Annotated in this window: 20 protein-coding genes; 5 read left to right on the top strand and 15 right to left on the bottom strand. The window is 33.5% G+C overall.

Features of this window, described 5'->3' with window-relative positions; genetic code table 11:
• Positions 1-31 precede the first annotated feature (31 nt).
• The 3 genes from IW20_RS01785 to IW20_RS01795 form a co-directional block, all read right to left on the bottom strand.
• Positions 32-358: a LytR/AlgR family response regulator transcription factor gene (locus IW20_RS01785; RefSeq protein ID WP_035617958.1), complete on the bottom strand. Its 327-nt coding sequence runs from the start codon at positions 356-358 to the stop codon at positions 32-34.
• A gap of 162 nt (positions 359-520) precedes the next feature.
• Positions 521-1,396: an ACP S-malonyltransferase gene (gene fabD / locus IW20_RS01790; RefSeq protein WP_035617960.1), complete on the bottom strand. Its 876-nt coding sequence runs from the start codon at positions 1,394-1,396 to the stop codon at positions 521-523.
• Between the two features lie 75 nt (positions 1,397-1,471).
• Positions 1,472-1,834: a DUF983 domain-containing protein gene (locus IW20_RS01795; protein WP_035617962.1), complete on the bottom strand. Its 363-nt coding sequence runs from the start codon at positions 1,832-1,834 to the stop codon at positions 1,472-1,474.
• Positions 1,835-1,933: 99 nt separating this feature from the next.
• Between IW20_RS01795 and IW20_RS01800 the strand changes: the two genes are divergently transcribed.
• Positions 1,934-2,797, top strand: a complete 864-nt coding sequence (locus IW20_RS01800) for an AraC family transcriptional regulator (protein WP_035617964.1) — start codon at positions 1,934-1,936, stop codon at positions 2,795-2,797.
• A 356-nt stretch (positions 2,798-3,153) separates the two neighbouring features.
• On the opposite strand, the gene IW20_RS01805 is transcribed toward IW20_RS01800, so the two are convergent.
• The 3 genes from IW20_RS01805 to IW20_RS01815 all read right to left on the bottom strand — a co-directional run bounded on the left by IW20_RS01805 (position 3,154) and on the right by IW20_RS01815 (position 6,428).
• Positions 3,154-3,684 carry a YceI family protein gene (locus tag IW20_RS01805; RefSeq protein ID WP_035617966.1) on the bottom strand — a complete coding sequence of 177 codons (531 nt, stop codon included), beginning with the start codon at positions 3,682-3,684 and terminating at the stop codon, positions 3,154-3,156.
• A 47-nt stretch (positions 3,685-3,731) separates the two neighbouring features.
• Entirely contained in the window at positions 3,732-4,454 is a 723-nt protein-coding gene (locus tag IW20_RS01810) for a pirin family protein (protein ID WP_035617968.1), read from the bottom strand.
• A gap of 492 nt (positions 4,455-4,946) precedes the next feature.
• Positions 4,947-6,428, bottom strand: a complete 1,482-nt coding sequence (locus IW20_RS01815; RefSeq protein WP_035617970.1) for a helix-turn-helix domain-containing protein — start codon at positions 6,426-6,428, stop codon at positions 4,947-4,949.
• Positions 6,429-6,546: 118 nt separating this feature from the next.
• Here IW20_RS01815 and aceB point away from each other — a divergent pair, with 118 nt between their 5' ends.
• Together aceB and aceA are read left to right on the top strand one after the other, a co-directional pair.
• On the top strand, positions 6,547-8,148 hold the full coding sequence (aceB, locus tag IW20_RS01820; RefSeq protein ID WP_035617972.1) for a malate synthase A: 1,602 nt from the start codon (positions 6,547-6,549) through the stop codon (positions 8,146-8,148).
• A 137-nt stretch (positions 8,149-8,285) separates the two neighbouring features.
• Positions 8,286-9,566: an isocitrate lyase gene (gene aceA / locus IW20_RS01825; RefSeq protein WP_035617975.1), complete on the top strand. Its 1,281-nt coding sequence runs from the start codon at positions 8,286-8,288 to the stop codon at positions 9,564-9,566.
• A gap of 217 nt (positions 9,567-9,783) precedes the next feature.
• Here the strand turns inward: aceA and IW20_RS01830 are convergent, their stop codons facing one another.
• Genes IW20_RS01830 through purT form a run of 3 tightly spaced genes read right to left on the bottom strand, consistent with a single transcriptional unit; the run spans position 9,784 to position 11,843 of the window.
• Complete coding sequence (locus IW20_RS01830; protein WP_035617977.1) at positions 9,784-10,362, bottom strand: Crp/Fnr family transcriptional regulator; 579 nt, start codon at positions 10,360-10,362, stop codon at positions 9,784-9,786.
• Positions 10,362-10,679 (bottom strand): DUF6370 family protein, encoded by a 318-nt coding sequence (locus tag IW20_RS01835; RefSeq protein WP_035617979.1) that lies wholly within the window; start codon positions 10,677-10,679, stop codon positions 10,362-10,364. The genes IW20_RS01830 and IW20_RS01835 overlap by 1 nt, the downstream gene beginning before the upstream one ends.
• A gap of 3 nt (positions 10,680-10,682) precedes the next feature.
• The gene (gene purT, locus IW20_RS01840; RefSeq protein WP_035617981.1) at positions 10,683-11,843 is read right to left on the bottom strand and encodes a formate-dependent phosphoribosylglycinamide formyltransferase; all 1,161 of its coding nucleotides are present in this window, start codon (positions 11,841-11,843) and stop codon (positions 10,683-10,685) included.
• A gap of 1,150 nt (positions 11,844-12,993) precedes the next feature.
• On the opposite strand from purT, the gene IW20_RS01850 reads away from it, so the two are divergent.
• Positions 12,994-13,776 (top strand): hypothetical protein, encoded by a 783-nt coding sequence (locus IW20_RS01850; protein ID WP_035617985.1) that lies wholly within the window; start codon positions 12,994-12,996, stop codon positions 13,774-13,776.
• 49 nt (positions 13,777-13,825) lie between these two features.
• Here IW20_RS01850 and IW20_RS01855 read toward each other — a convergent pair whose 3' ends face one another.
• The 4 genes from IW20_RS01855 to IW20_RS01870 all read right to left on the bottom strand — a co-directional run bounded on the left by IW20_RS01855 (position 13,826) and on the right by IW20_RS01870 (position 17,647).
• Positions 13,826-15,700, bottom strand: a complete 1,875-nt coding sequence (locus tag IW20_RS01855) for a peptidase U32 family protein (RefSeq protein ID WP_035617987.1) — start codon at positions 15,698-15,700, stop codon at positions 13,826-13,828.
• A gap of 139 nt (positions 15,701-15,839) precedes the next feature.
• Positions 15,840-16,385: a dihydrofolate reductase family protein gene (locus IW20_RS01860; protein ID WP_035617989.1), complete on the bottom strand. Its 546-nt coding sequence runs from the start codon at positions 16,383-16,385 to the stop codon at positions 15,840-15,842.
• A gap of 133 nt (positions 16,386-16,518) precedes the next feature.
• Entirely contained in the window at positions 16,519-17,097 is a 579-nt protein-coding gene (locus IW20_RS01865) for an outer membrane beta-barrel protein (RefSeq protein WP_035617991.1), read from the bottom strand.
• Positions 17,098-17,146: 49 nt separating this feature from the next.
• On the bottom strand, positions 17,147-17,647 hold the full coding sequence (locus IW20_RS01870; protein WP_035617993.1) for a nuclear transport factor 2 family protein: 501 nt from the start codon (positions 17,645-17,647) through the stop codon (positions 17,147-17,149).
• Between the two features lie 577 nt (positions 17,648-18,224).
• On the opposite strand from IW20_RS01870, the gene IW20_RS01875 reads away from it, so the two are divergent.
• Positions 18,225-19,283, top strand: a complete 1,059-nt coding sequence (locus tag IW20_RS01875; RefSeq protein ID WP_035617995.1) for a serine hydrolase domain-containing protein — start codon at positions 18,225-18,227, stop codon at positions 19,281-19,283.
• 56 nt (positions 19,284-19,339) lie between these two features.
• On the opposite strand, the gene IW20_RS01880 is transcribed toward IW20_RS01875, so the two are convergent.
• Positions 19,340-20,530, bottom strand: a complete 1,191-nt coding sequence (locus IW20_RS01880) for a pyridoxal phosphate-dependent aminotransferase (protein ID WP_035617997.1) — start codon at positions 20,528-20,530, stop codon at positions 19,340-19,342.
• 72 nt (positions 20,531-20,602) lie between these two features.
• Positions 20,603-21,700 (bottom strand): fatty acid desaturase family protein, encoded by a 1,098-nt coding sequence (locus tag IW20_RS01885; RefSeq protein WP_035617999.1) that lies wholly within the window; start codon positions 21,698-21,700, stop codon positions 20,603-20,605.
• Positions 21,701-21,712 lie beyond the last annotated feature (12 nt).

The raw sequence follows: 21,712 nt of genomic DNA on the forward strand, positions 1-21,712 counted from the left end.
ATACACACTGCTTGTTTTTTTATGTGGACGATTATAGCATAAACTTATCGAGAGCGGTAGTAAGGCATTCTTTGTAGGTTTTACCAATGGTGATTTTATTTCCTTTGGCTATAATATGATTGTCTTCGATACTATCTATATTGGTTAAATTAACAATTGAAGAATTGTGAACTCTCATAAATTCATTGGGCAATACATCAATTAAATCTTTTAGGGATTTGTAATAAGTGTATTTTGTATTGTCTATAGTTATTATTTGTACATAATTACCTAAACCAGTAATGACAGCGATAGTATCAAAGTATAATTTGATTATCTTTTTATCGGTTTTTATGAAGGTGAATTTTTCAGATGTCATTGCTGGTTTTTAGTTTGTGTGGTTTTTCGAAATTACATAAATATTACTTATGTAGAGTTTGAAATATTAAAAAAATCCCCACAAACATATGCTTGTGAGGATTCTATTTTTGTTGACAATTTTTAGACTGACTTCTTAAAACTGTAACTGAATACCGAAAAATTATGCATTTGCAGTAACAGCTTCTTTATCAATTTTACCGATTAATCCAGCTAAAACTTTTCCAGGACCTACTTCTGTAAATAAAGTAGCGCCATCAGCAATCATTTGTTGTACAGATTGAGTCCATTTTACAGGAGCTGTAAGCTGAATGATTAAATTCTTTTTTATTTCATTTGGATCAGAAACCGCACTTGCAGTTACGTTTTGATATACAGGACAAATAGGAGTAGAGAAAGTTGTTGCTTCAATCGCAGCAGCTAATTCTTCTCTTGCAGGTTCCATCATTGGTGAGTGAAAAGCGCCACCAACAGGTAATATCAAAGCACGTTTTGCACCAGCAGCTTTCATTGCTTCACAAGCTTTTTCAACAGCAGTTGTTTCTCCAGAAATTACTAATTGCCCAGGACAGTTGTAATTTGCAGCAACTACAATTCCGTCTATCGAAGCACAAACTTCTTCTACAACATTATCTGCTAATCCTAAAACTGCAGCCATTGTAGATGGAGTAATTTCGCAAGCTTTTTGCATTGCCAAAGCACGTTGAGAAACTAATTTTAATCCGTCTTCAAAAGACAAAGTGCCGTTTGCAACCAGAGCAGAAAATTCTCCTAAAGAGTGACCTGCTACCATTTCTGGTTTAAAATCTTCTCCCAAAGTTTTGGCTAAAATAACCGAATGCAAGAATACTGCTGGTTGGGTTACTTTAGTTTCTTTTAGTTCTTCGGCAGTACCTTCAAACATGATATCAGTAATTCTAAAACCTAATATTTCGTTAGCTTTCTCGAATAATTCTTTGGCTAAAGCCGAATTTTCATATAAGTCTTTGCCCATTCCTGTAAATTGCGCACCTTGACCTGGAAATACGTATGCTTTCATTTCTTTTAATTTAAAAATTTAGTGATTCTAAAATTGAAAAATTAGTTTCAATTGAAAGGCAAAAATACTATTTTTTTAGCTTGAATAATTCTTAAACATATAAATCCATAACAATCTCGATAGACGGATGTTAAAGAAAGAAAATAAAACTATCACTACGGCAATAATAGGGATAATCCTTAAATCGAAATTTTTTTCGAAGAAAAATTGAGCAATACAATAAGTAGCAATACCTTGTGCTACAGTTAGTCCGTAACTCATGTACATGGCACCAAAAAAGAAACCAGGTTCTTTCTCGAATTTAAAACCACATTCACTACATTCTTTGTGCATTTTTGGAAATTTGAAGGTAAGAAATATATTTTTCTCATCTAGAATTTTTCCTTTGTGACAATTAGGACATTCATTTCTTAAAACATGGGTGATCATATATGACATAATTGGTTCATTTTTTATTATATACAAAGATACTTCGCTCGTTTTCAATTCTGTTTTTATATCTTCGCTTATTATAGCACAATAAAGACATTTGTAGCCATGAAAAAATACCCAATTTATAGTGTTGCCAATTTTAGTTGCAATGATACAAGAAGTGATTTTTATGTAAATTCTTTTACAGAACATTTAAAAACGCACAGTTTTGTCGAGAAACCACATCGTCATGATTCCTATTTAATGGTTTTGTTTACAGATGGTTCTGGAATTCATGAGATTGATTTTGATAGATTTGATATAAAGAAAGGAAGTTTGTTTTTGCTTCAGCCTGGACAAATACATTTTTGGAATTTATCACAAGATGTTGAAGGGTACGTTGTAATCTTTTCTCAGGAAATGTACAACCTGTATTTTGGCCAAAAAAAAATCAATGATTATGCTTTTTACAGTTCAATAAATAATAAACCACAGGTTAATTTTGAAGCTGATTCTATAAAAGGAATTGAGCCTTATTTTGAGTTGTTAATGCGGGAAAGTAAGCAGAAGAATAAATATCAATTAGATAAAATGCTTAACCTATTAGATTCAATTCATATAGAAATTGCAAGAAAATATGATGATTCTGAGGTTCATGAAGTTCATCCGTACAATATAAAAATAAAGAAATTTGAAGAGCTTCTTGAACTTCATTTTAAGACAAATAAATCACCTTCGTTTTATGCTGAACAATTACATATTACCTTAAAACATCTCAATAGAATATGTAATGATATTTTGAAAAAAACTGCGACAGAAGTAATTACAGATCGAGTTGTTCTGGAAATAAAAAGAATGCTAATCGATAAGCAATTAGCGGTTAATGAAATTGCAGAAGAAGTTGGATACGATGATTATTCATACTTTTCTCGGGTCTTTAAAAAATATACCAATTTATCGCCAACTGAGTTTAGGAATTTGAAGAAGTGATTTTTTTGTGAGAAGTGAGAGGCGAGATGAGAGAAACAAAATTGGAGATGAAAAGAGGTTGTCAGGCTGAGCGGAGTCGAAGCCTCGCAATGTGAGTAATTAACGGAATTGTAATCGTAAATCTCATGCTAAATAGAACGCAGATTAAACGGATTCACAAAAGTGAAGACGCAGATAAAAACGGATTTTTCAAACAATGATAAACAATAGTTATTAACGTGTTGTTTGTAGAGACGCACCGCAGTGCGTCTTCATAATATGATTTATGATCCTTATAATGGAAAAAACAAAACCCCATACTTTTTACAAAGCATAGGGTTTTAACCAAATTAAATACTAAAATTTATAAGGGATAATTATTGTTTTGCAAATTGCAATTCGATGTTTAAGCGAACATCGTCGCTTACTAAAACACCTCCAGCTTCTAAAGCAGAATTCCAATTTAATCCCCAATCTTTACGGTTGATTTTACCAGAAATGTTTAAACCCACTTTTGTGTTTCCCCATGGATCAGTCATGATTCCGCTAAATTCTACCGGAAGTTTAACTTGTTTTTCAACGCCTCTGATGTTTAAATTACCAATAAGTTCATAATTACCATCGTCTATTTTTGTGAAAGAGGTAGATTTAAAAGTCATTTTTGGACTATTTTCTACATCAAAGAAATCGGCACTTCTTAAGTGATTGTCTCTATCTAGATTTCCTGTGTCGATAGATTTGATGTCTGCAGAAAATTCAATTGCTGCATTCTCAAAGTTGTTTTCATTACTTGTAATCGTTGCTTCGTAGTTGTTAAACTTACCTGAAACATTAGTAAACATCATGTGTTTTACTTTAAATCCAATTTCTGAGTGTGTTGGGTCAATAGCCCATTTTGTAGTTGCCATAATTTTTTGTTTTATTATAATAGTTAATATTGTTATATAATGTTGAATTAATAATTTACTTGCATCGGAATCTCCATTATTAGAAACTCAGCGTCAGTATTTGCTGTAATAGTTGCTGTTTTAAAATCTCTGATTCCAATCGCATCACGAGTATTTAATTCTTGTCCGTTGATAGTTACGTTTCCTTTTAGGATAAAAACATACAAACCATTTCCTTCTTTTTTAATTGAATATTCGGTTGTAGTACCAGCATCAAAATTCCCCATATGAAACCAAGCATCTTGATGAATCCAAACTCCAGCATCATCAGGATTTGGAGATAATACTTGTTGTAATTTGTTATGTCTGTCCTCAGTTTTTAACGAAATTTGTTGGTAACGAGGAGTCACATTACGTTTGTTTGGGAATAACCAAATTTGTAATAACTTAGTTTGCTGATCCGCATTTGGATTAAACTCACTATGTTGGATTCCTGTTCCGGCACTCATTACCTGAATATCTCCATGTTTGATAATTTCGGTATTTCCCATGCTGTCTTTATGGGCCAAATCACCTTCAAGTGGAATGGTAATAATTTCCATATTATCGTGAGGATGTGTACCAAAACCCATTCCTGCAGCAATAGTATCGTCGTTTAAAACACGAAGTGCTCCAAATTGTATACGTTCTGAATCGTAATAGGTTGCGAAACTAAAACTGTGATATGCGTTAAGCCAGCCGTGGTTTGCATTTCCACGAGTTTCGGCTTTATGAATTACTATATTTTCCATGATTGTTTGTGTTAATTGTTATTTGATAGGGCAAATTTACAACCAAAGGAAAGGGAGAGCACTTAACCTAGATTAAGAAATGTTTTTTTATAGGTTCAGAGGGATAGAGAGGCAAAGGTACAAAGGAGAATAGGTTCTGAGTTGCTGAGGTTCTAAGTTCCTAAGGTTGTGTTTTGAGATAATCATAGCGTAACCACAATCTTGTCCTTCTGAGCGGAGTCGAAGAATCACCGTCTGTAACTCAACAATGTAGGAAGATTTTGTATTAGGAAATAAATAGAGTATTTACTCTATTTTATAGATAACATAACTACAAAATTGTTGTTTAGAGATATAATTTATTTTAAAAAATAATAACCTAACAAGTTATTGCGTCATGTTTGTAGAGGCGCACCGCAGTGCGTCTTCATGATATAATTCTGCAACGATAGAAAAGCGCTGCATTGTATTTTAGCTGTCTAATTTTGAATAATCTAGTAATTCAAAAAAAAATTAACTATACTTCGCGATATATTGCTGTACAACTAAATCCGTATTCTCGTGGCGTTTTTTGTTTTCTAGTTGCGTTGGAGGTGAGGCTCTTTCCATGCAGTTTTTTACAGCGCATGTTTCGCAAGTAACACCAACTATTTGTTTTACTACTGGTTTGGCTTCTATAAACTTGAATTTCTTTTTCATGGCTGGAGTAATCAGGATTCCAACCGAAATACTTCGGATGCAGTTTTCTACAAAAGGATCTTTGGTTGCCGATGAAAAAACAAGATATTCGTTTCCACTATTCTCATAACTTGAAATCTGAGCGTCAAAAAAATGAGCTTTGTTTTGTTTAATTGCTTCGTCGATAGTTTTAATCGAAACCCATCGGCGGCAATAATGCTCATTCATTTCATTGGCATGAGGTTCTTGCTGATTGGTAATATGAAGCTCTTTTTTTATTTGGTACGTTCCCGAGCCTATGTGGTGGGACATTCTCAGAAAAAATAAATTCTTTAAATGAAAATCTTTTGGTAAAAGATTGGTTAATCTTTGATAAAATGATTCTGGCGAAACATTAAATTTTTCGATTAAAGCAACAAACTCTTCTGGTCTTGGTTGCTCTTTGGTCAAGAAAAGATTAATGTCGTCTATTAATAATTTTCGAGGTAATAATAATGCTCCAGCAAAATAAGAAGCATAGAAATTATGCAAGACTTGATCAAAATTATCAAACTTTATCCAGCTGAAAGTTAGTAATCTGTCGGTTATTTCTAAGTAGTTATATGCTATTTCTTTGGCTAATATAAAAGCTCTTTGTGGATCATCTATTTCTTTAGACAGTAATAATGTTTTGCTTTTAGGAACATAAATAGAACGTAAATCTCCCAAAGCTTCTTGATCTTTAAAAAGAAGTTCTTTAATCGTATAACCGTATTCTTCTTTTAGGATAGCACTTAACTCAAGAGTAGAAATTTGATTTTCTAGATTAATCTGAAATGATTTTGAAAAAGAGACTACTTTATTTTCTAGATCTTCAAAGTAATTGGTATGTGCTTCTTGATACGAACGCAATGACGCTAAGAAAAAACTTTCTCGGCTTAAATTATAATGCTGAGCAATTTCTATTATGGTACTAATAAAGGCATTGACTTTTGCAGGAGCATTAGCAATAATATCAATTAAATCAGTTTCGTGGATTCCAAAAAGCTCTAACGGAATTTCTTTCAGAATACCAGATTTTAAGATTTCGCCTATCGGTGCCAAGTTGTTATCTAGTTTCAAAGAAACCATTTGATCATAACTTATGTCAAGATTTTCGCACAAGAGTAAAATCTTATCAGTCTTCGGATATTTTTTTCCTTTTTCTATTTCGTTCAAATAGGATTTAGAAAGGTTCGTGAGTTTGGCTAAGCCAAATAACGAAAGGTTTTTTTGCGTGCGAACCTGTCTTAATTTAAGTCCGAAAATTAGCTTGATATAGTCTTTTTCAATGTCCATAACTCAAAAATACGCATTATAAAAATAATCGCCAAAAAAATATTTTTAACATTTAGCGAACGTTCGCTTGTTTTGTAATAATCTTTTTTATAACATTGTAGTATAAAATGTATTAGCTATGAAAAACCAATTGGAAATTACAGAGTCGGCAATGGAATTTTTAGCCGAAAAAAACAATTCTTATACTGCTATTTGGACAGATGAAGCAGTTACTTTTATAACAGAATTGCATCGAAAATTTGATTCTCAACGAAAACTATTATTGTTACAAAGAGAGCAGAAACAAGTTTTATTTGATCAAGGCGTCATGCCAACTTTTCCAGTTGAAACTAAATTGGTCAGAGAAGATAATTGGACAGCAGGTTCTATTCCTAAAGATTTATTGGATAGAAGAGTAGAGATTACAGGGCCAGTTGATAGAAAGATGATTATCAATGCTCTTAATTCTGGTGCGAAAACATTTATGGCCGATTTTGAGGATAGTACATCTCCAACATGGGAGAATTTAATGAATGGGCAAGTAAACTTAATTGATGCAGTAAATAAAACGATCAGCTTAACAGATGAGGTAAAAAATAAAACATATCAGTTAAATGAAAATATAGCGACATTAATTGTTCGCCCAAGAGGATTGCATCTTAAGGAGAAACATGTTCTTGTAGAAGGTCAGGAAATTTCGGGTTCTTTAGTAGATTTTGGTTTGTATGTTTTTCATAATCATAAAAAATTACTTGAAAACGGAACTGCTCCTTATTTCTATATTCCAAAATTAGAACATTATCTAGAAGCGCGCTGGTGGAATAACGTTATCGAGTTTACTCAAAACTATTTAAGAATTCCACAGGGAACGATTAAAGTTACGGTTCTTATAGAAACGATAACGGCAAGTTTTCATTTGGACGAAATTATATTCGAATTAAAAAATCACATTGTTGGATTAAACTGTGGTCGTTGGGATTATATTTTTTCATACATAAAAAAATTCCACAAACATCCTGCGTTTTTAGTTCCAGATAGAGATCAGGTAAATATGACTTCGCCTTTTATGAAAGCTTATTCTAGTCTGGTAATTCAGAGATGTCATAAAAGAGGGATCCATGCAATTGGAGGAATGGCTGCTCAAATTCCGATTAAGAATAATGATGAGGCAAATGCTATCGCTTTCGCGAAAGTAAAAGCAGATAAAGAGCGTGAAGTGCGCAATGGACATGACGGAACATGGGTAGCACATCCGGATTTGGTTTCGTTAGCAAAAGAAATATTTGATGCAGGAATGCCAACTCCAAATCAGATTCACGTACCAAGACCACATCTTATAATTACCGAACAAGATTTGCTAGAAGTGCCACAAGGTACTATAACGGAAGAAGGAGTTCGAAAAAATATTAATGTAGGGGTTTTGTATCTAGCTTCCTGGCTTAACGGACAAGGTGCAGCGGCTATACATAATTTAATGGAAGATGCGGCAACAGCAGAGATTTCGAGATCTCAATTGTGGCAATGGTTATATAATAAAGTGATTTTGGATAATGGAAAGCAGTTGAATCTGGCATATTATCACAAATTAGCTTTAGATGAATTCGGTAAAATCAAAAAGGAATTGGGCGAAGAAGACTATGAAAAACGCTGGTTTCCATTGGCTGAAAAAGTATTAGAAAGATTGGTTGTAACGCTCGACTTTGAAAACTTTCTTACTATACCGTGCTATAAATATTTATAAAGACTTAACAATTAAAAATTGAGAATTAAAAATTAAAAATCTGTATTATCTGCTATATCTGCGTGAAAAAAACATTCTCAATTTTTAATTTAAAATTAACATAACAATTGCTTACTAACAACCCAAATAACTATACTATGAAAACAACAGAAGACAGAATTCAGGAATTGATCAACGATTGGTTAACAAACCCAAGATGGGCAGGAGTAGAACGACCTTACACAGCAACCGAGGTGGTTACGTTACAAGGGTCTTACGAAATAGAACATTCTATTGCTAAAATGGGGGCTCAAAAATTATGGAGAAAACTTAAAAGTCAGGATTTTGTAGCAGGATTAGGTGCTTTAACCGGTAATCAGGCGATACAAGAAGTTGATGCTGGCTTAGAAGCTATTTATTTGAGTGGATGGCAAGTCGCTGCAGATGCAAATTTGGCTGGCGAAATGTATCCTGATCAATCTCTTTATCCTGTAAATAGTGTACCTATGGTGGTGAAGAAAATAAACAATGCTTTATTAAGAGCAGATCAAATTCAGGTTGTTAATGGAGTTCAGGATAAAAAAGATTATTTAGTTCCAATTGTTGCTGATGCCGAAGCTGGTTTTGGAGGAAATTTAAATGCATTCGAACTAATGAAATCTATGATTGAATCTGGAGCTTCTGGAGTTCACTTTGAAGATCAGTTGAGTTCTGCTAAAAAATGTGGACATCTTGGAGGAAAAGTTTTAGTGCCAACTCAAGAAGCTATTAATAAATTGGTAGCAGCAAGATTAGCAGCAGATGTTATGGGAACACCAACGCTTATTGTAGCAAGAACTGATGCTGATGCAGCAAATTTATTAACGAGTGATGTAGATCCTAGAGACGCTCCGTTTATTACTGGCGAAAAAACTAACGAAGGTTTCTTTTATGTAAATAGCGGAATTGATCAAGGAATTGCAAGGGGATTAAGTTATGCACCTTATGCTGATTTAATCTGGATGGAAACCAGTAATCCAGATTTGGTATATGCTAAAAAGTTTGCGGATGCTATGCGCGAACAATTTCCTGATAAAATGCTTGCTTATAATTGTTCTCCATCTTTTAATTGGGCAGCTAAATTATCTGTTGCCGAAATGGAAACTTTTAGAGAAGACTTGGCTGCAATGGGATATAAATTCCAATTTATTACTTTGGCTGGTTTCCATGCTTTAAATACAAGTATGTTCGAATTGTCTAAAGCATATAAAGAAAGAGGAATGGCTGGATATTCTGAATTGCAGGAAAAAGAATTTGCGTTACAAAATAGCGGATTCCGTGCTGTAAAACACCAGGCTTTTGTTGGAACTTCTTATTTTGATGCGGTGCAAAATACTGTAACAATAGGAAAATCAACAACTACAGCAATGAAACATTCTACTGAGGTTGAGCAATTTTAATTTTTAATTCAAATAGAAACACGGTTTTTAGTTAAGCCGTGTTTTTTTTTTTGCCACAGATTTCACAGATTAAAGTGATTTTAAAAAAAAGGTTGCCACAAATTTCACAAATTCACGCGAATTTTAATTCAATGTTTGGACCAATTTAATTTGTGAAAATTTGTGAAATTCGTGGCGAAAAAAAATCATTTTAATCTGTGAAATCGGTGGCTAAATATTATTTACTTTTCAAAAGTCTTGCTTTCATTTTGCTAAAAAACTCGGGTGTAACGCCAATGAAAGATGCAATTTGTTTTTGTGGTACTTTCTGGATTAGTGTTGGATATTTGGCACAAAATTTCTCGAAGCGTTCTTCGGCAGATAAACTTAGATTATCCATTAAACGTTGCTGATTCGCAACCAATGAATTCTCGGTTAAAATCCTGAAAAAACGTTCTAATTTTGGAATATCAAAATACAATTGTTCTTGGTTTTCTTTGCTAAGAACAACAACTTCTGAATCTTCTAAAACTTCGATAAATAGTTGCCCTGGTTTTTGGGTAATAAGACTGTACATGTCGCTTATCCACCATCCTTGACAAGAAAAACTCAATACATGCTCTACAATATTATCATTGATATTAAAGCTTCGAATAATACCTGAGTTTATAAAATAAGATTCTTTGCAAACATTTCCTGCGTTTAATAAAATTGTTTTGGCTTTATAGAAACGGGTTTCGGTTTTGGATAAAAAATGAGCTTGCTCTTCGGGAGTTAACGAAACGTGTTTGGCAATGTTTTCTAGAATTAAATCCATTATTTTTCTTTTACCAATGTAAACGTAGTTACTTTATAACGATTATTTTCTATTTTTCCAGTTACTGCTGCTTTACGAATAGTATTGCAAAAACCATCTTTGGCATGTGCATCGCCATGTTCGTCTATAGTAGTTCCGTCTACAAAATAAGATTTTCCGTCTATACGAACGGCTAAATCACAGCTATTGCCCTTCATCCCAAATTGACATTCTCCACAAGCTGTTTCTACAATTTGAGGTTTTTCGGTAGTTTTTTTGTCTTGTGCATTCATTGTGATGCTCAAGAATAGAAATGCTATGAATACTAATTTTTTCATCTTTTATAATTTTACGGTTATTAATTGTGCGGTTTTTTTTGCTCTTTCAACTACTTCTTCAATAGGAGTTTCCAGAATATCATTTGATAAAACAACTCCCATACGACGGTAAGGTCTAGAGGTTGGTTTCCCAAAGATACGGAAGTCGGTTTTAGGTAATGCAGCAACTTTTTCGATTCCGGTATAAGTTGGATTATTAGATTCTCCTGAAGCTAGAATTACGGCACTTGCTCCGGCTTTTTCTAGGGTTATTTCGAAAATCGGTAAGCTTAAAATAGCGCGTAAATGCAATTCAAATTCGTTAAAATTTTGCGTTCCTGCTAAAGTTACCATTCCGGTATCGTGTGGGCGAGGAGAAAGTTCTGAGAAATAAACACCCTCGTTGGTTAGGAAAAATTCTACTCCAAAAAGTCCTGCGCCTCCCAAAGCTTCAGTTATTTTTTCGGCCATATCTTGGGCTTCGTATAAATCTTTGTCGGATACTCTTGCAGGTTGCCAACTTTCTTGATAATCGCCACGTTCTTGTCGGTGACCTATTGGTGCGCAAAATAAGGTTGGATTATTATTTTGAGTAATTGTTAAAAGTGTAATCTCAGAATGGAAGTTTACAAATGCTTCTACAATTACTTCGATAACATCTCCGCGCGAACCTGCTACGGCATAATCCCAAGCTTTTAGGATATCCTCTTGAGTTTTTATAGTCGATTGTCCTTTTCCTGAAGAGGACATTAATGGTTTTACAACGCATGGCATCCCTACCTCCTGAACGGCTTTTTGTAGCTCTTCGGCTGAGGTTGCATATTGGTATTTGGCAGTTTTAAGGCCAAGTTCTTTGGCTGCCAAATCACGAATTGCTTTGCGGTTCATTGTGTAGTTTGCAGCTTTAGCAGATGGAACTACAGTAATACCTTGTTTTTCGTAATCGTAAAATCGTTCGGTACGAATGGCTTCTATTTCTGGAACTATAAAATCGGGTTTGTGTTTGGCAACGATTCGGTCAAGAGCTTCGCCATCGAGCATATTGATTACTTCAAAATCATGTGCAACTTGCATTGCAGGAGCATTCTCGTAACTATCTACAGCAATTATGGTTTGTCCGATTCGTTGTGCAGCGATGGTAAATTCTTTGCCTAATTCGCCTGAACCTAGAAGTAGTATTTTCATTGTGTTTTATTTAATGTTTGAGGGTCTTGACTCAGTTTTATAATTATCAAACTACTAATAAAAGTCATTATCATTAATAAAAAGGATAAAAATAATATCATTAGTATCGAAAAAACAATTTGATCATAGATCTGGGATTGTAATACAACCGAAATTCCATTAACAAACTGTCCGATTATGTAAAGTGTAAAAAGTGCTATTATAATTTTTGAGCTTACAGCAAATGAGAATTGTGAGCAAGCCTGAAAATATGTTATTTGATTTAATGAATGGCTAATTTTTTTACCAGAATTCCAAAATAGAAAAACTTGGAATAACGGAAATAATACTCCCCAAAAGATAGGATTCCAAAAAACACCAAAATCTGATATTTTGATACAGAGATCAACAAAATAGCTTTCCGAAAATATTAGTAACGGAAATATGGCACACACAAAAAATCCCGCAATGATTGAATGTTTTGTTATGCTATTATTTAATGCCATTTGGATTTAGTTTTGAGAGTAAAGATAAAAAAATGAAATTTATTCTCATGTAGATTTTGCAGATTCGGCAGATTTAATTGTTGGTTGTGTCGTAATACTGTATGTAGATAGATTTGTTTTGTATGTGTTTTAATTATTGACAATCGATCGCTGTAGAGATGCACCGCAGTGCGTCTACGCAATCTGCATCTATAATTTATTTTTTAGGTTGTGTTGATTTAATCGCAAAGGTTTCACGCAGATGTTGCAGATTCGGTTGTTGACTGTATTGTAATACTGTGTGTAGACGCACTGCGGTGCGTCTCTACAATTGGGACGTGTAGGTAGATATGTTTTAATTATTGACAATCGATCGCTGTAGAGACGCACCGCAGTGCGTCTACGTAATCTGCATCTATAATCTGTTTTTGGGATTGTAGGGAATTGTAAACGTGAAATTTCTTGTTTACTGGTTTGCGTGAGAGATAGGAGCGGATAGCCCACAGCCTGACGAAGGAAGTGCGAGGACTTGTAGCGAATAGCCCGACCCTTGTGGTCACGCCCAAATTAAAAGTTTTTATGGTGTAATTTTTTGTTAATAATTATATTTGTAACTGATTTAAAACTTGTTTTAAAGCGATACTATATTTATATATTTGTCGGCTTACAAATAATAATTTAAAATAATGAAAGTAAAATTTTACTTAATAGTAAGTGCCTTATTAATGACGGCATTAGTACATTCTCAGTCTGGGGGGATTACATTTAACTTAGGAATGGGTGAGCAAAAAGCTGACGCAATTGTTTTTAAAAAAGACAAACAAAAAATTAGTGGAGTAGTTAAGTTCCCTAGTTCTGCTGATAAAAAGGTGAAAATTAAAGTAGGTGAAGACAATGAAAAATATGCAAGTAAAGACATAGATTCAATTCAGATTTTTGACCAAAATAAAAAACTGTCTTATACTTTTGTATGGACAAAAACTAAAGTGTACAAAAAAAAGGGTACCGAATTTAAGATTATTGATGAAAGCTGGATATGTAAAACAATAAGTGGTAAGGTATCTTTATATTTAGGTGGTGAGGAATATGGTATAAAAGAAGTTAAGATAGAAGATGAAAAAACAAAAGAGAAGATAAAAGAAAATAAAATGAAAGTTGTCTCTAAAGATGTTAATCATTATATGAAAAGGAGTAAAGAAGATTATCCTGTGTTGGTTTCTCTGAGTTCAAATGCTCTTTCTGCAGGATACAATGCTTTTTTTAAAGAGTACGGAGTGTATTATTTTAGTGATGATTCTGAAATTGCTAAAAAAATAGAAGATAAAGAATATAAATATTATGATATTGAGGTAGTTGTGAATTTGTATAACAAAAAAAGAGAGCCGAAAGTTGAGCCAAAAGTTGAACCAAAACCGGAGCAAAAAACTACGAAACCAAAGACAACTAAAAAAACTACCAAGAAAAAATAAGCAATAAAAAAAGCGATACTTTATTTAAAAAAGTATCGCTTTTGTATTTTTAATGAAATTGATCTTCTTCGATTTCAAATTCGGCATCTTTCTCCCAAATTTCCATTTCGCAAGGTTTACAGTTGAATTTTAGTTTGTATTCTAGTTCGCCTTGTTTTAATACCAATGGTTCTTTTACTTTAACACCCATTATGTCTTTTTGATGTATTGGGCATTTTTTCAATTCGTATTTAATGCAATATTTGGTTGTCATTACACGCGATTTTCCTGGATCCCATTGCAATTCAAATGCTTTTTCGATTTCTGTTACGCCATGACGTTCGTAGAATTTACGTGCCGTTTTGTTCGAAACGTTGTACATGAAATCTAATTTGGTTTCAGGATACGGATGCGATGTTTTTACCAATTGGTGTTCTTCGCGTTTGTAATTTGCTAAACGAATCTCGGTTAATTGATCATAAACAGTTCTTCGCATTTCGTTGATTTTTGAAATAGGAAGAAACCAGTTTTGTGTAAACATCACATTAATTTCATCGGCTGTATAAGGTGTAAAACCAGTTTTTGCCAATTGTGTTTTGATATTTTCTTCTATAGATTCGCCAGTTTTAGTTTGTTCCTTAGCATGATCTAAACTAACGGTGCTTACGTTTCCATCTTCGTCGGTTGCGATTAGTTCAAAACCAGTTTCGTTTTCAGTAAGTAATAAAGTGGTGCTTAGTTTACGAACGGCGCTATCTTCTCTTTCTACAATTTTGATGAAAGCTGCGTCGTTATTACGGTAAATAAAAGTTCCGTCTTTTACCTCTTTTAAAACGTTTGGATATATTTTTCCGTTTTCGGCTTTGTTTACATAAATACCGTCGGCTTCGTTATTCTCGTTGATGAAGCAAAGTCCGTCTCCGTTGTTTAATAATTCGCCATTTTCTATTTCGTAAGCGTTTCCGACAGTTCGGATTAGTTTACCAATATATTGTCCTTTTGATTTTGGGCTTTCCCAAGATCCAATACTATGATTTCTATCGTTTACAAAATAGTCAGTGTAACCACGATTAAATGTTCTGTTTAGAGAAGAATCAAAAGTATAGGTACAAGTTCCAGAAGAAGCTTTCATGTATTTATCACTTCCTTCTGCTTCTAGAAAACTATCTAGTTTTTGGCGTAAAAAAGACACGTTGTTTTTTACGTAAACGACATCTTTTAACCTTCCTTCGATTTTAAAAGAAACAATTCCCGCTTCAATTAAATTCGGAATTTGATCTGATATATCTAAATCTTTAATAGACAGTAAGTGACTGTTTTTGATTAATGTTTCTCCGTTTCCGTCGATTAAGTTATAAGGCAAACGACAGTTTTGTGCGCATGAACCACGATTAGCACTACGTTCTCCGTTTGCTACACTCATATAACAGTTTCCGCTGAAGGATACACATAAAGCTCCGGTTACGAAAAACTCTAGTTCAACATCGGCTTCGTCGTAAATCGTTTTAATTTGGTGCAAGTTTAATTCGCGTGCTAATACCACACGTTTTATTCCGGCATCTTTTAGGAATTTAATTTTATCAGCATCACGATTGTTGGCTTGTGTGCTGGCATGAAGTACGATAGGAGGTAGCTCCATCTCCATGATAGCCATGTCCTGAATAATTAATGCATCTATACCAATATCGTATAACTCATAAATCATTTTGCGACAAGTCTCAAGTTCGTTATCGTACAAAATGGTATTCATTACCACAAAAACCTGAGCGTTAAATAAGTGAGCATATTTTACTAATGCTGCAACATCTTCAAGAGAGTTATTTGCATTAGAACGTGCTCCAAATTGTGGTGCACCAATATAAACTGCATCGGCTCCACTATTTATAGCTGCCATTCCTCCGATTAAATCTTTAGCTGGAGCTAAAATTTCGATTTTCTTCTTCATTTTTAAGACTTTAACATTCTGTGGTATTCACGGAAAAAAGTTTGCAAAGTTCTTATAAATAATTCGAGTTTGCTAATACAGAAGTGACTTTTTTTGAAATAGTTAACTATTAGGGGTTGATAAGGTTTGGAGTTGTTTTTTATTTGTTTGATTCGTAAGTAAGTTGTACTACCCCAGATTTGAAAACATTGGTTTTAATTAGTTTTAGTTCTATTCGTTCTAGTAAGTTTTCAAACAATGGTTTTCCGCTACCTAAGGCTATTGGATGTACTGATATTCTGTAAGTATCAATAAGACCTAATTGAATAAATGTTTTAATAAGACTTGCTCCACCATATAACCAAATATCTTTTCCGCCTTGTTTTTTTATTTCTGTTACCTTATTAGTGATGTCTGTACTTACAAAAGTTGCTTTATCATCGTGTTTGTTTTGGCTTGAAAAAACAAATTTTTCTTTTGAATGTACTGCGTCCCATAGCGCTTGTTCAGTTGGAGTAGCGTTTGTTTCTGGTTGATAATTCCCCCACATATCATAACTTACTCTACCGTAAAAAATAGTATCTATGCTTGATAAAAAACCATCAAAGTCCATGTCATCGTCCATTATACACCAATCAACTTCTCCGTTTGGTCCTTCGATAAAGCCATCTAAGGTTACGGCTAAATCTAAAATTACTTTCTTCATCTGTAAAATATTTAATGTTTGTCTTGCTTTGGTTTTCGGATATAAAAATATCGTTTTTCAAGTTATATAAATAAAAAAAACTACTTGGTTTATTACTAAGTAGTTTTGAATTTTTGTTTAGCATGAAAGTTTATTAATCTATAGGAAATGTATATCCTGCTGTAAATGCACCGAAACCTTGTTCGCCAGATAAATTTCCGTAAAAGGTAACTCCAATTTCTATGTTATTTTTTGGCCCCAATGCAAGTCCTAAGCTAATTGGAATATGTGGAACTATGCCACTTTTTTTCTCATTGACTTGATTTGTGTAGGTTTCAAATGAACCGATAGCAGCTCCAACACCAGCTTCTATAAAAGGAGCAACCCAAGGTATTGGTGCGCAAAGACGAACTTTACCTCCTAGCAAAAACGCATTAGTTTCTACTTTGTAGTCTTTTGGGTTTTTAACGGGATCTTCGCTGGTTGAGGTAAAAATAACGCCGGCATAAGGTCTTACGCTAAACCATTTGGTAACTCCTATTATATATTCTCCTTGGGCAAAAAAGCCAGTACCATCTATAATTTCCGGATTTTCTTCTTCGTAATTTGAAGAGCTTGATCCATAGCCTATTGAAACTTTAATAAAATTCCCTTCTGTTTGGGCTTTTGCCAGATGGGATGAGAATAGTGCAAAAATAGTAATGATAAAAATTTTCCGAAATACAGAATTCATAATTAGTTGGTTATTTGGTTTGTAATGGTTTTTATAGTTTTATTTAAATTTAATGTCCGTAACTAATTACTCTTGAAATTTTCCAGCCTGTAGGTGTGTTTTTCCAGATATGAGTAAATTTATAGGTGCCGCAATTTATAAGTTCTCCATTTTCTAGTCGGCAGAATTTATGCACTCCTGTTTGTATTGCTCCATAATCTTTAATTGGGTAAACTTCGATACTTCCTTCTACAAGAACTCTTTTGGTGTATCCGTAATTGGTGAAAATCCGCTGAAAGTTTTCCATTGTCTTTGCGTAATTGTCTAGTCCTCCTGTATCATGAAAGAATTCAAGGTCTTCGGCAAACAACGTTTTTAATTTTTCTAAATCACCTTTATTGGCGGCATCAAAAACGACTCTGTCCATTTTTACAATTGTATCAAATAATTCCTTTGATACTGGTGTGTAGGGTTTTGATTCGGTTATTGTTGTGCTTTTTTGGGCATTACATGGTATTGCTACTATTCCTATTGTTAGTATTAGTAAAATTGTAGAAATTGTATTTTTCATAGTTGTCGTTTTATGGGAATGTCACAAAAGTTTAGATGCTATAAAAGGGTTTTTATTTGCGGGCTAAAAATACTAATAAAATGATTTGTAAAACAAGGTTTGTTTGTAGAGTAATAAAAAGGGGTAAGAAAGTTGGTTTCGTGTATTTAATATCTGCATGTAGACAGGAGTAGTAATAGAAAATAAAGCTCATTTTTTAAATTCTATCCTGTTTTAATTATAGCTCACGGTTTTAACCGTGTGATACGGATTGCGATTATACATTGTGCTCCAACGGTTGAAACCGTTGGCTATGTTTGCAATATGTTATTTGTGTTTGTAATCCGTTGTTTATTAGTAAAGTTGATAGTAATTAGCTTTTGGGTTAGGGATAGGAGCGATATCCTTTTATTTTTTTCTTTAAAAAATAAAAGATATAGTCGGATAGCCCGACCAGAGGGAACCCCATAAAAACAGTTTAAAAGTTAAGGTGATGAAATTTTAAACTCTAAGCCGTTTTAGTATGTTGTTTTTTGTTTTGTAACCTAAAGGTTGTCGATGCCGTCCAAGCTTTTATCAATCATTAATTAATCACAAAATGAAAACAATCTTAAAATCTCTTGTTACACTATTTTTAATTTGGAATTCGGCATTGTCTGCTCAAAATCTAGAAAGGAAAATAGATAGTTTGATAACTTCAAAATTTAAACCTGAAAATCCCGGAGCAGTTTTTATGGCCGTTAAAAAAGGGAAAGTGATATATCGGAAGGCTTTTGGAATGGCAAATCTGGAATTTGATATTAAAATGAAACCTGAATTTGTTTTTGAAATTGGGTCGATGACTAAACAATTTACAGCTGTTTCTATATTGATGCTGGCTGAACAAGGAAAGCTTAAGCTTAATGATGATATTACAAAGTTTATTCCTGATTATCCGACTAATGGAAATAGGATTACAATTCATCATTTGTTAACGCACACTTCGGGAATTAAAGATTTTACGAGTATGAAAGAGATAAAAGATATTGCCCGACGAGATTTATCACCAAAAGAATTAGTTGACTTTTTTAAGAATGAACCAATTGATTTATTACCTGGGGAACAATATAAGTATTGCAATTCTGGATATGTGCTTTTGGGTTATATTATAGAAACGGTATCGGGGCAGTCGTATGAAGAATTTATAACCAAAAATATTTTTAAGAAAATAGGAATGGAAAATACCTATTATGCAAATCATGAAAAAATTATTAAAAACAGGGTTTCTGGTTATCGCGATAAAGGGGGCTATATAAATGCAAATTATATAAGTTTTTCTATTCCGTATGCTTCTGGTTCGATAATGTCTAATGTAGATGATATGCTGAAATGGCAAAATGCAATAAATGAGAATGTACTATTAAATGCTGCTTTTACAGAAAAAGCTTTTACTAATTATCAGTTAGATAATGGAATAAAAATAGATTATGGGTATGGTTGGCATTTAGAGAAAGTAAAAGATAAAATTGTTCGTGAACATGGCGGAAGTATTTTTGGCTTTAAATCGATGGGAGTTTATGAGCCAAGTGAGCAGATTTATGTAATTGGTTTGAGTAATTGCGATTGTAATTCTCCAACTTCTATTACTAGAGATATTGCTTCACTTTTAATGAACTAGATAAAAAAAAGGGTGTTTTCGGAAGAAAACACCCTTTTAGATATTGTTTTATGTAATTATGCAGCCAAAGCTTCTTTGATTCTGCGTAATGCTTCTTTTAAGATATCGTCGCTTGTAGCGTAAGAGAAACGGATACAATTTGGGTTTCCGAATGCATCTCCTGTTACTGTTGCAACATTTGCTTCTGCCAAAAGGTACATTGATAAATCGTTTGCATCTTTTATTTCTGTTCCTCTTAATGTTTTTCCGAAGAAAGATGAAACGTCTGGGAATACGTAAAAAGCTCCTTCTGGAATGTTGATTTTTACTCCTGGGATTTCTTTTAATAATCCAACTACTAAATCTCTACGTGTGTGGAAAGCTTTTACCATGTGGTTTAATACACTTGGATCAGCATCTACAGCTGTAATTGTAGCGCGTTGTGCTACAGAATTTGCTCCTGATGTTACTTGTCCTTGAATTTTTGTACACGCTTTTGCGATAAATTCTGGAGCTCCGATGTAACCAACTCTGTATCCTGTCATTGCAAATGCTTTTGCAACTCCGTTTACAGTGATTGTTTTTTCTAACATTCCTGGGATTGAACCGATACTGCAGAATGTTCCTGAGAAATTGATGTGCTCATAAATCTCATCGGCAACTACGTATATATTTGGGTGTTTTTCTAACACTTTTGCAAGTGCAGTTAACTCTTCTCTGCTGTAAACTGAACCTGAAGGGTTACAAGGTGAACTGAACCACATCATTTTTGTTTTTGGTGTGATAGCAGCTTCTAATTGTGCTGGTGTAATTTTAAAATCTGTATCTACAGATGTAGGAACTTCAACTGGAACTCCACCTGAAAGTTTTACGATTTCGAAATAAGAAACCCAGTATGGTGCTGGTAAAATAACCTCGTCACCATCGTTTAACATTACTTGTGCAATGTTGTATAATGATTGTTTTGCTCCTGTAGAAACTACGATTTGTGTTGGTTTGTAGTCTAATCCGTTATCTCTTTTGAATTTTCTGCAAATTGCTTCTCTCAATTCTAAATAACCTTCTACTGGAGAATATGTGCTGTAATTTTCGTCTACTGCTTTTTTAACTGCTTCTTTAATAAAGTCTGGCGTGTTAAAATCAGGCTCCCCTAAACTTAAACTGATAATGTCTTTTCCTTGTGCTTTTAGTTCGCGTGCCAAAGCAGCCATTGCTAGAGTTTGTGATGTCGCAAGGTTGTTGATTCTGTCTGAAAGAATATGGTTCATTATAAAATTTTTGAATGTCCTTAATTTCAACTTTAATTAAGGATGGTTAATTATTAATAGATTTTTTTTAGTTTAAACTGATAATCCAGGTTTCATCCCTAATTCACGTAAATGTTTGAAGTGAGCAATAATTGCACTTCCCATTGTTTTGTATTCGTAATATGGCAAATTACACTCTCTTGCAGTTTCTTTTACGATTTTTGCAATTTTACCATAATGAATGTGGCTTATGTTTGGGAAAATATGGTGTTCGATTTGGTGATTTAATCCTCCAGTATACCAGTTTACAATTGCATTTTTTGGTGCAAAATTAGTTGTAGTAAATAATTGGTGAATAGCCCATGTATTGTCCATTTCGCCTAATTCGTTAGGAGATGGATTTGTAGTTTCTTCTACAACGTGCGCTAACTGAAACACAACGCTTAGGATTAATCCTGCTGTGTAGTGCATTACGAAGAATCCGATTAATACTTTCCACCATGCAATTCCTATTACGATTGGTAAAACAATCCAGATAGAAACGTATATAATTTTTGTTATGATAAGTGTTGTCCAAAGAATTTTTGGGCTTTTTGGTTCACCATAAGATAATTTTCTTTTTAGGTAGTTTCGCATTTGCTTAAAATCGGTTGTAATAGCCCAATTGAAAGTTAATAATCCGTATAAGAATACAGAATAATAATGCTGAAAACGGTGAAAACTATGCCATTCTGCATGTTTTGTAAAACGAATAATTCTTCCTGCATCAAGATCTTCATCATGTCCAGGAATATTAGTATAAGTATGGTGTAAAACATTATGTTGTACTTGCCAGTTGTAAACGTTTCCTGCCAGAACATAAATAGTTCCTCCCATGAATTTGTTAATCCAGTTTTTAGTCGAATATGAACCATGATTTCCATCGTGCATTACATTCATTCCAACACCTGCCATACCAATACCAATTACGATTGATAAAAGTAACATTACCCAAAAAGGCATATTAAGTGTAAGGATTAAAAAATATGGGGTTAGAAAAACTGCAAAAAGAATAACGGCTTTTAAGTGTAACTTCCAGTTTCCGGTTTTCTGAATATTATTTTCTTTAAAGTAATTGTTTACTCGAGAGTTAAGTGTTCTGAAAAACTTCAGATTGTCTTGCCTTGCAAATGTGGGAGCAGTGTTATTCATAATTAATTTAAA

Origin of the sequence: Flavobacterium hydatis, from assembly GCF_000737695.1 — a bacterium.
Classification (GTDB): Bacteria; Bacteroidota; Bacteroidia; order Flavobacteriales; family Flavobacteriaceae; genus Flavobacterium; species Flavobacterium hydatis.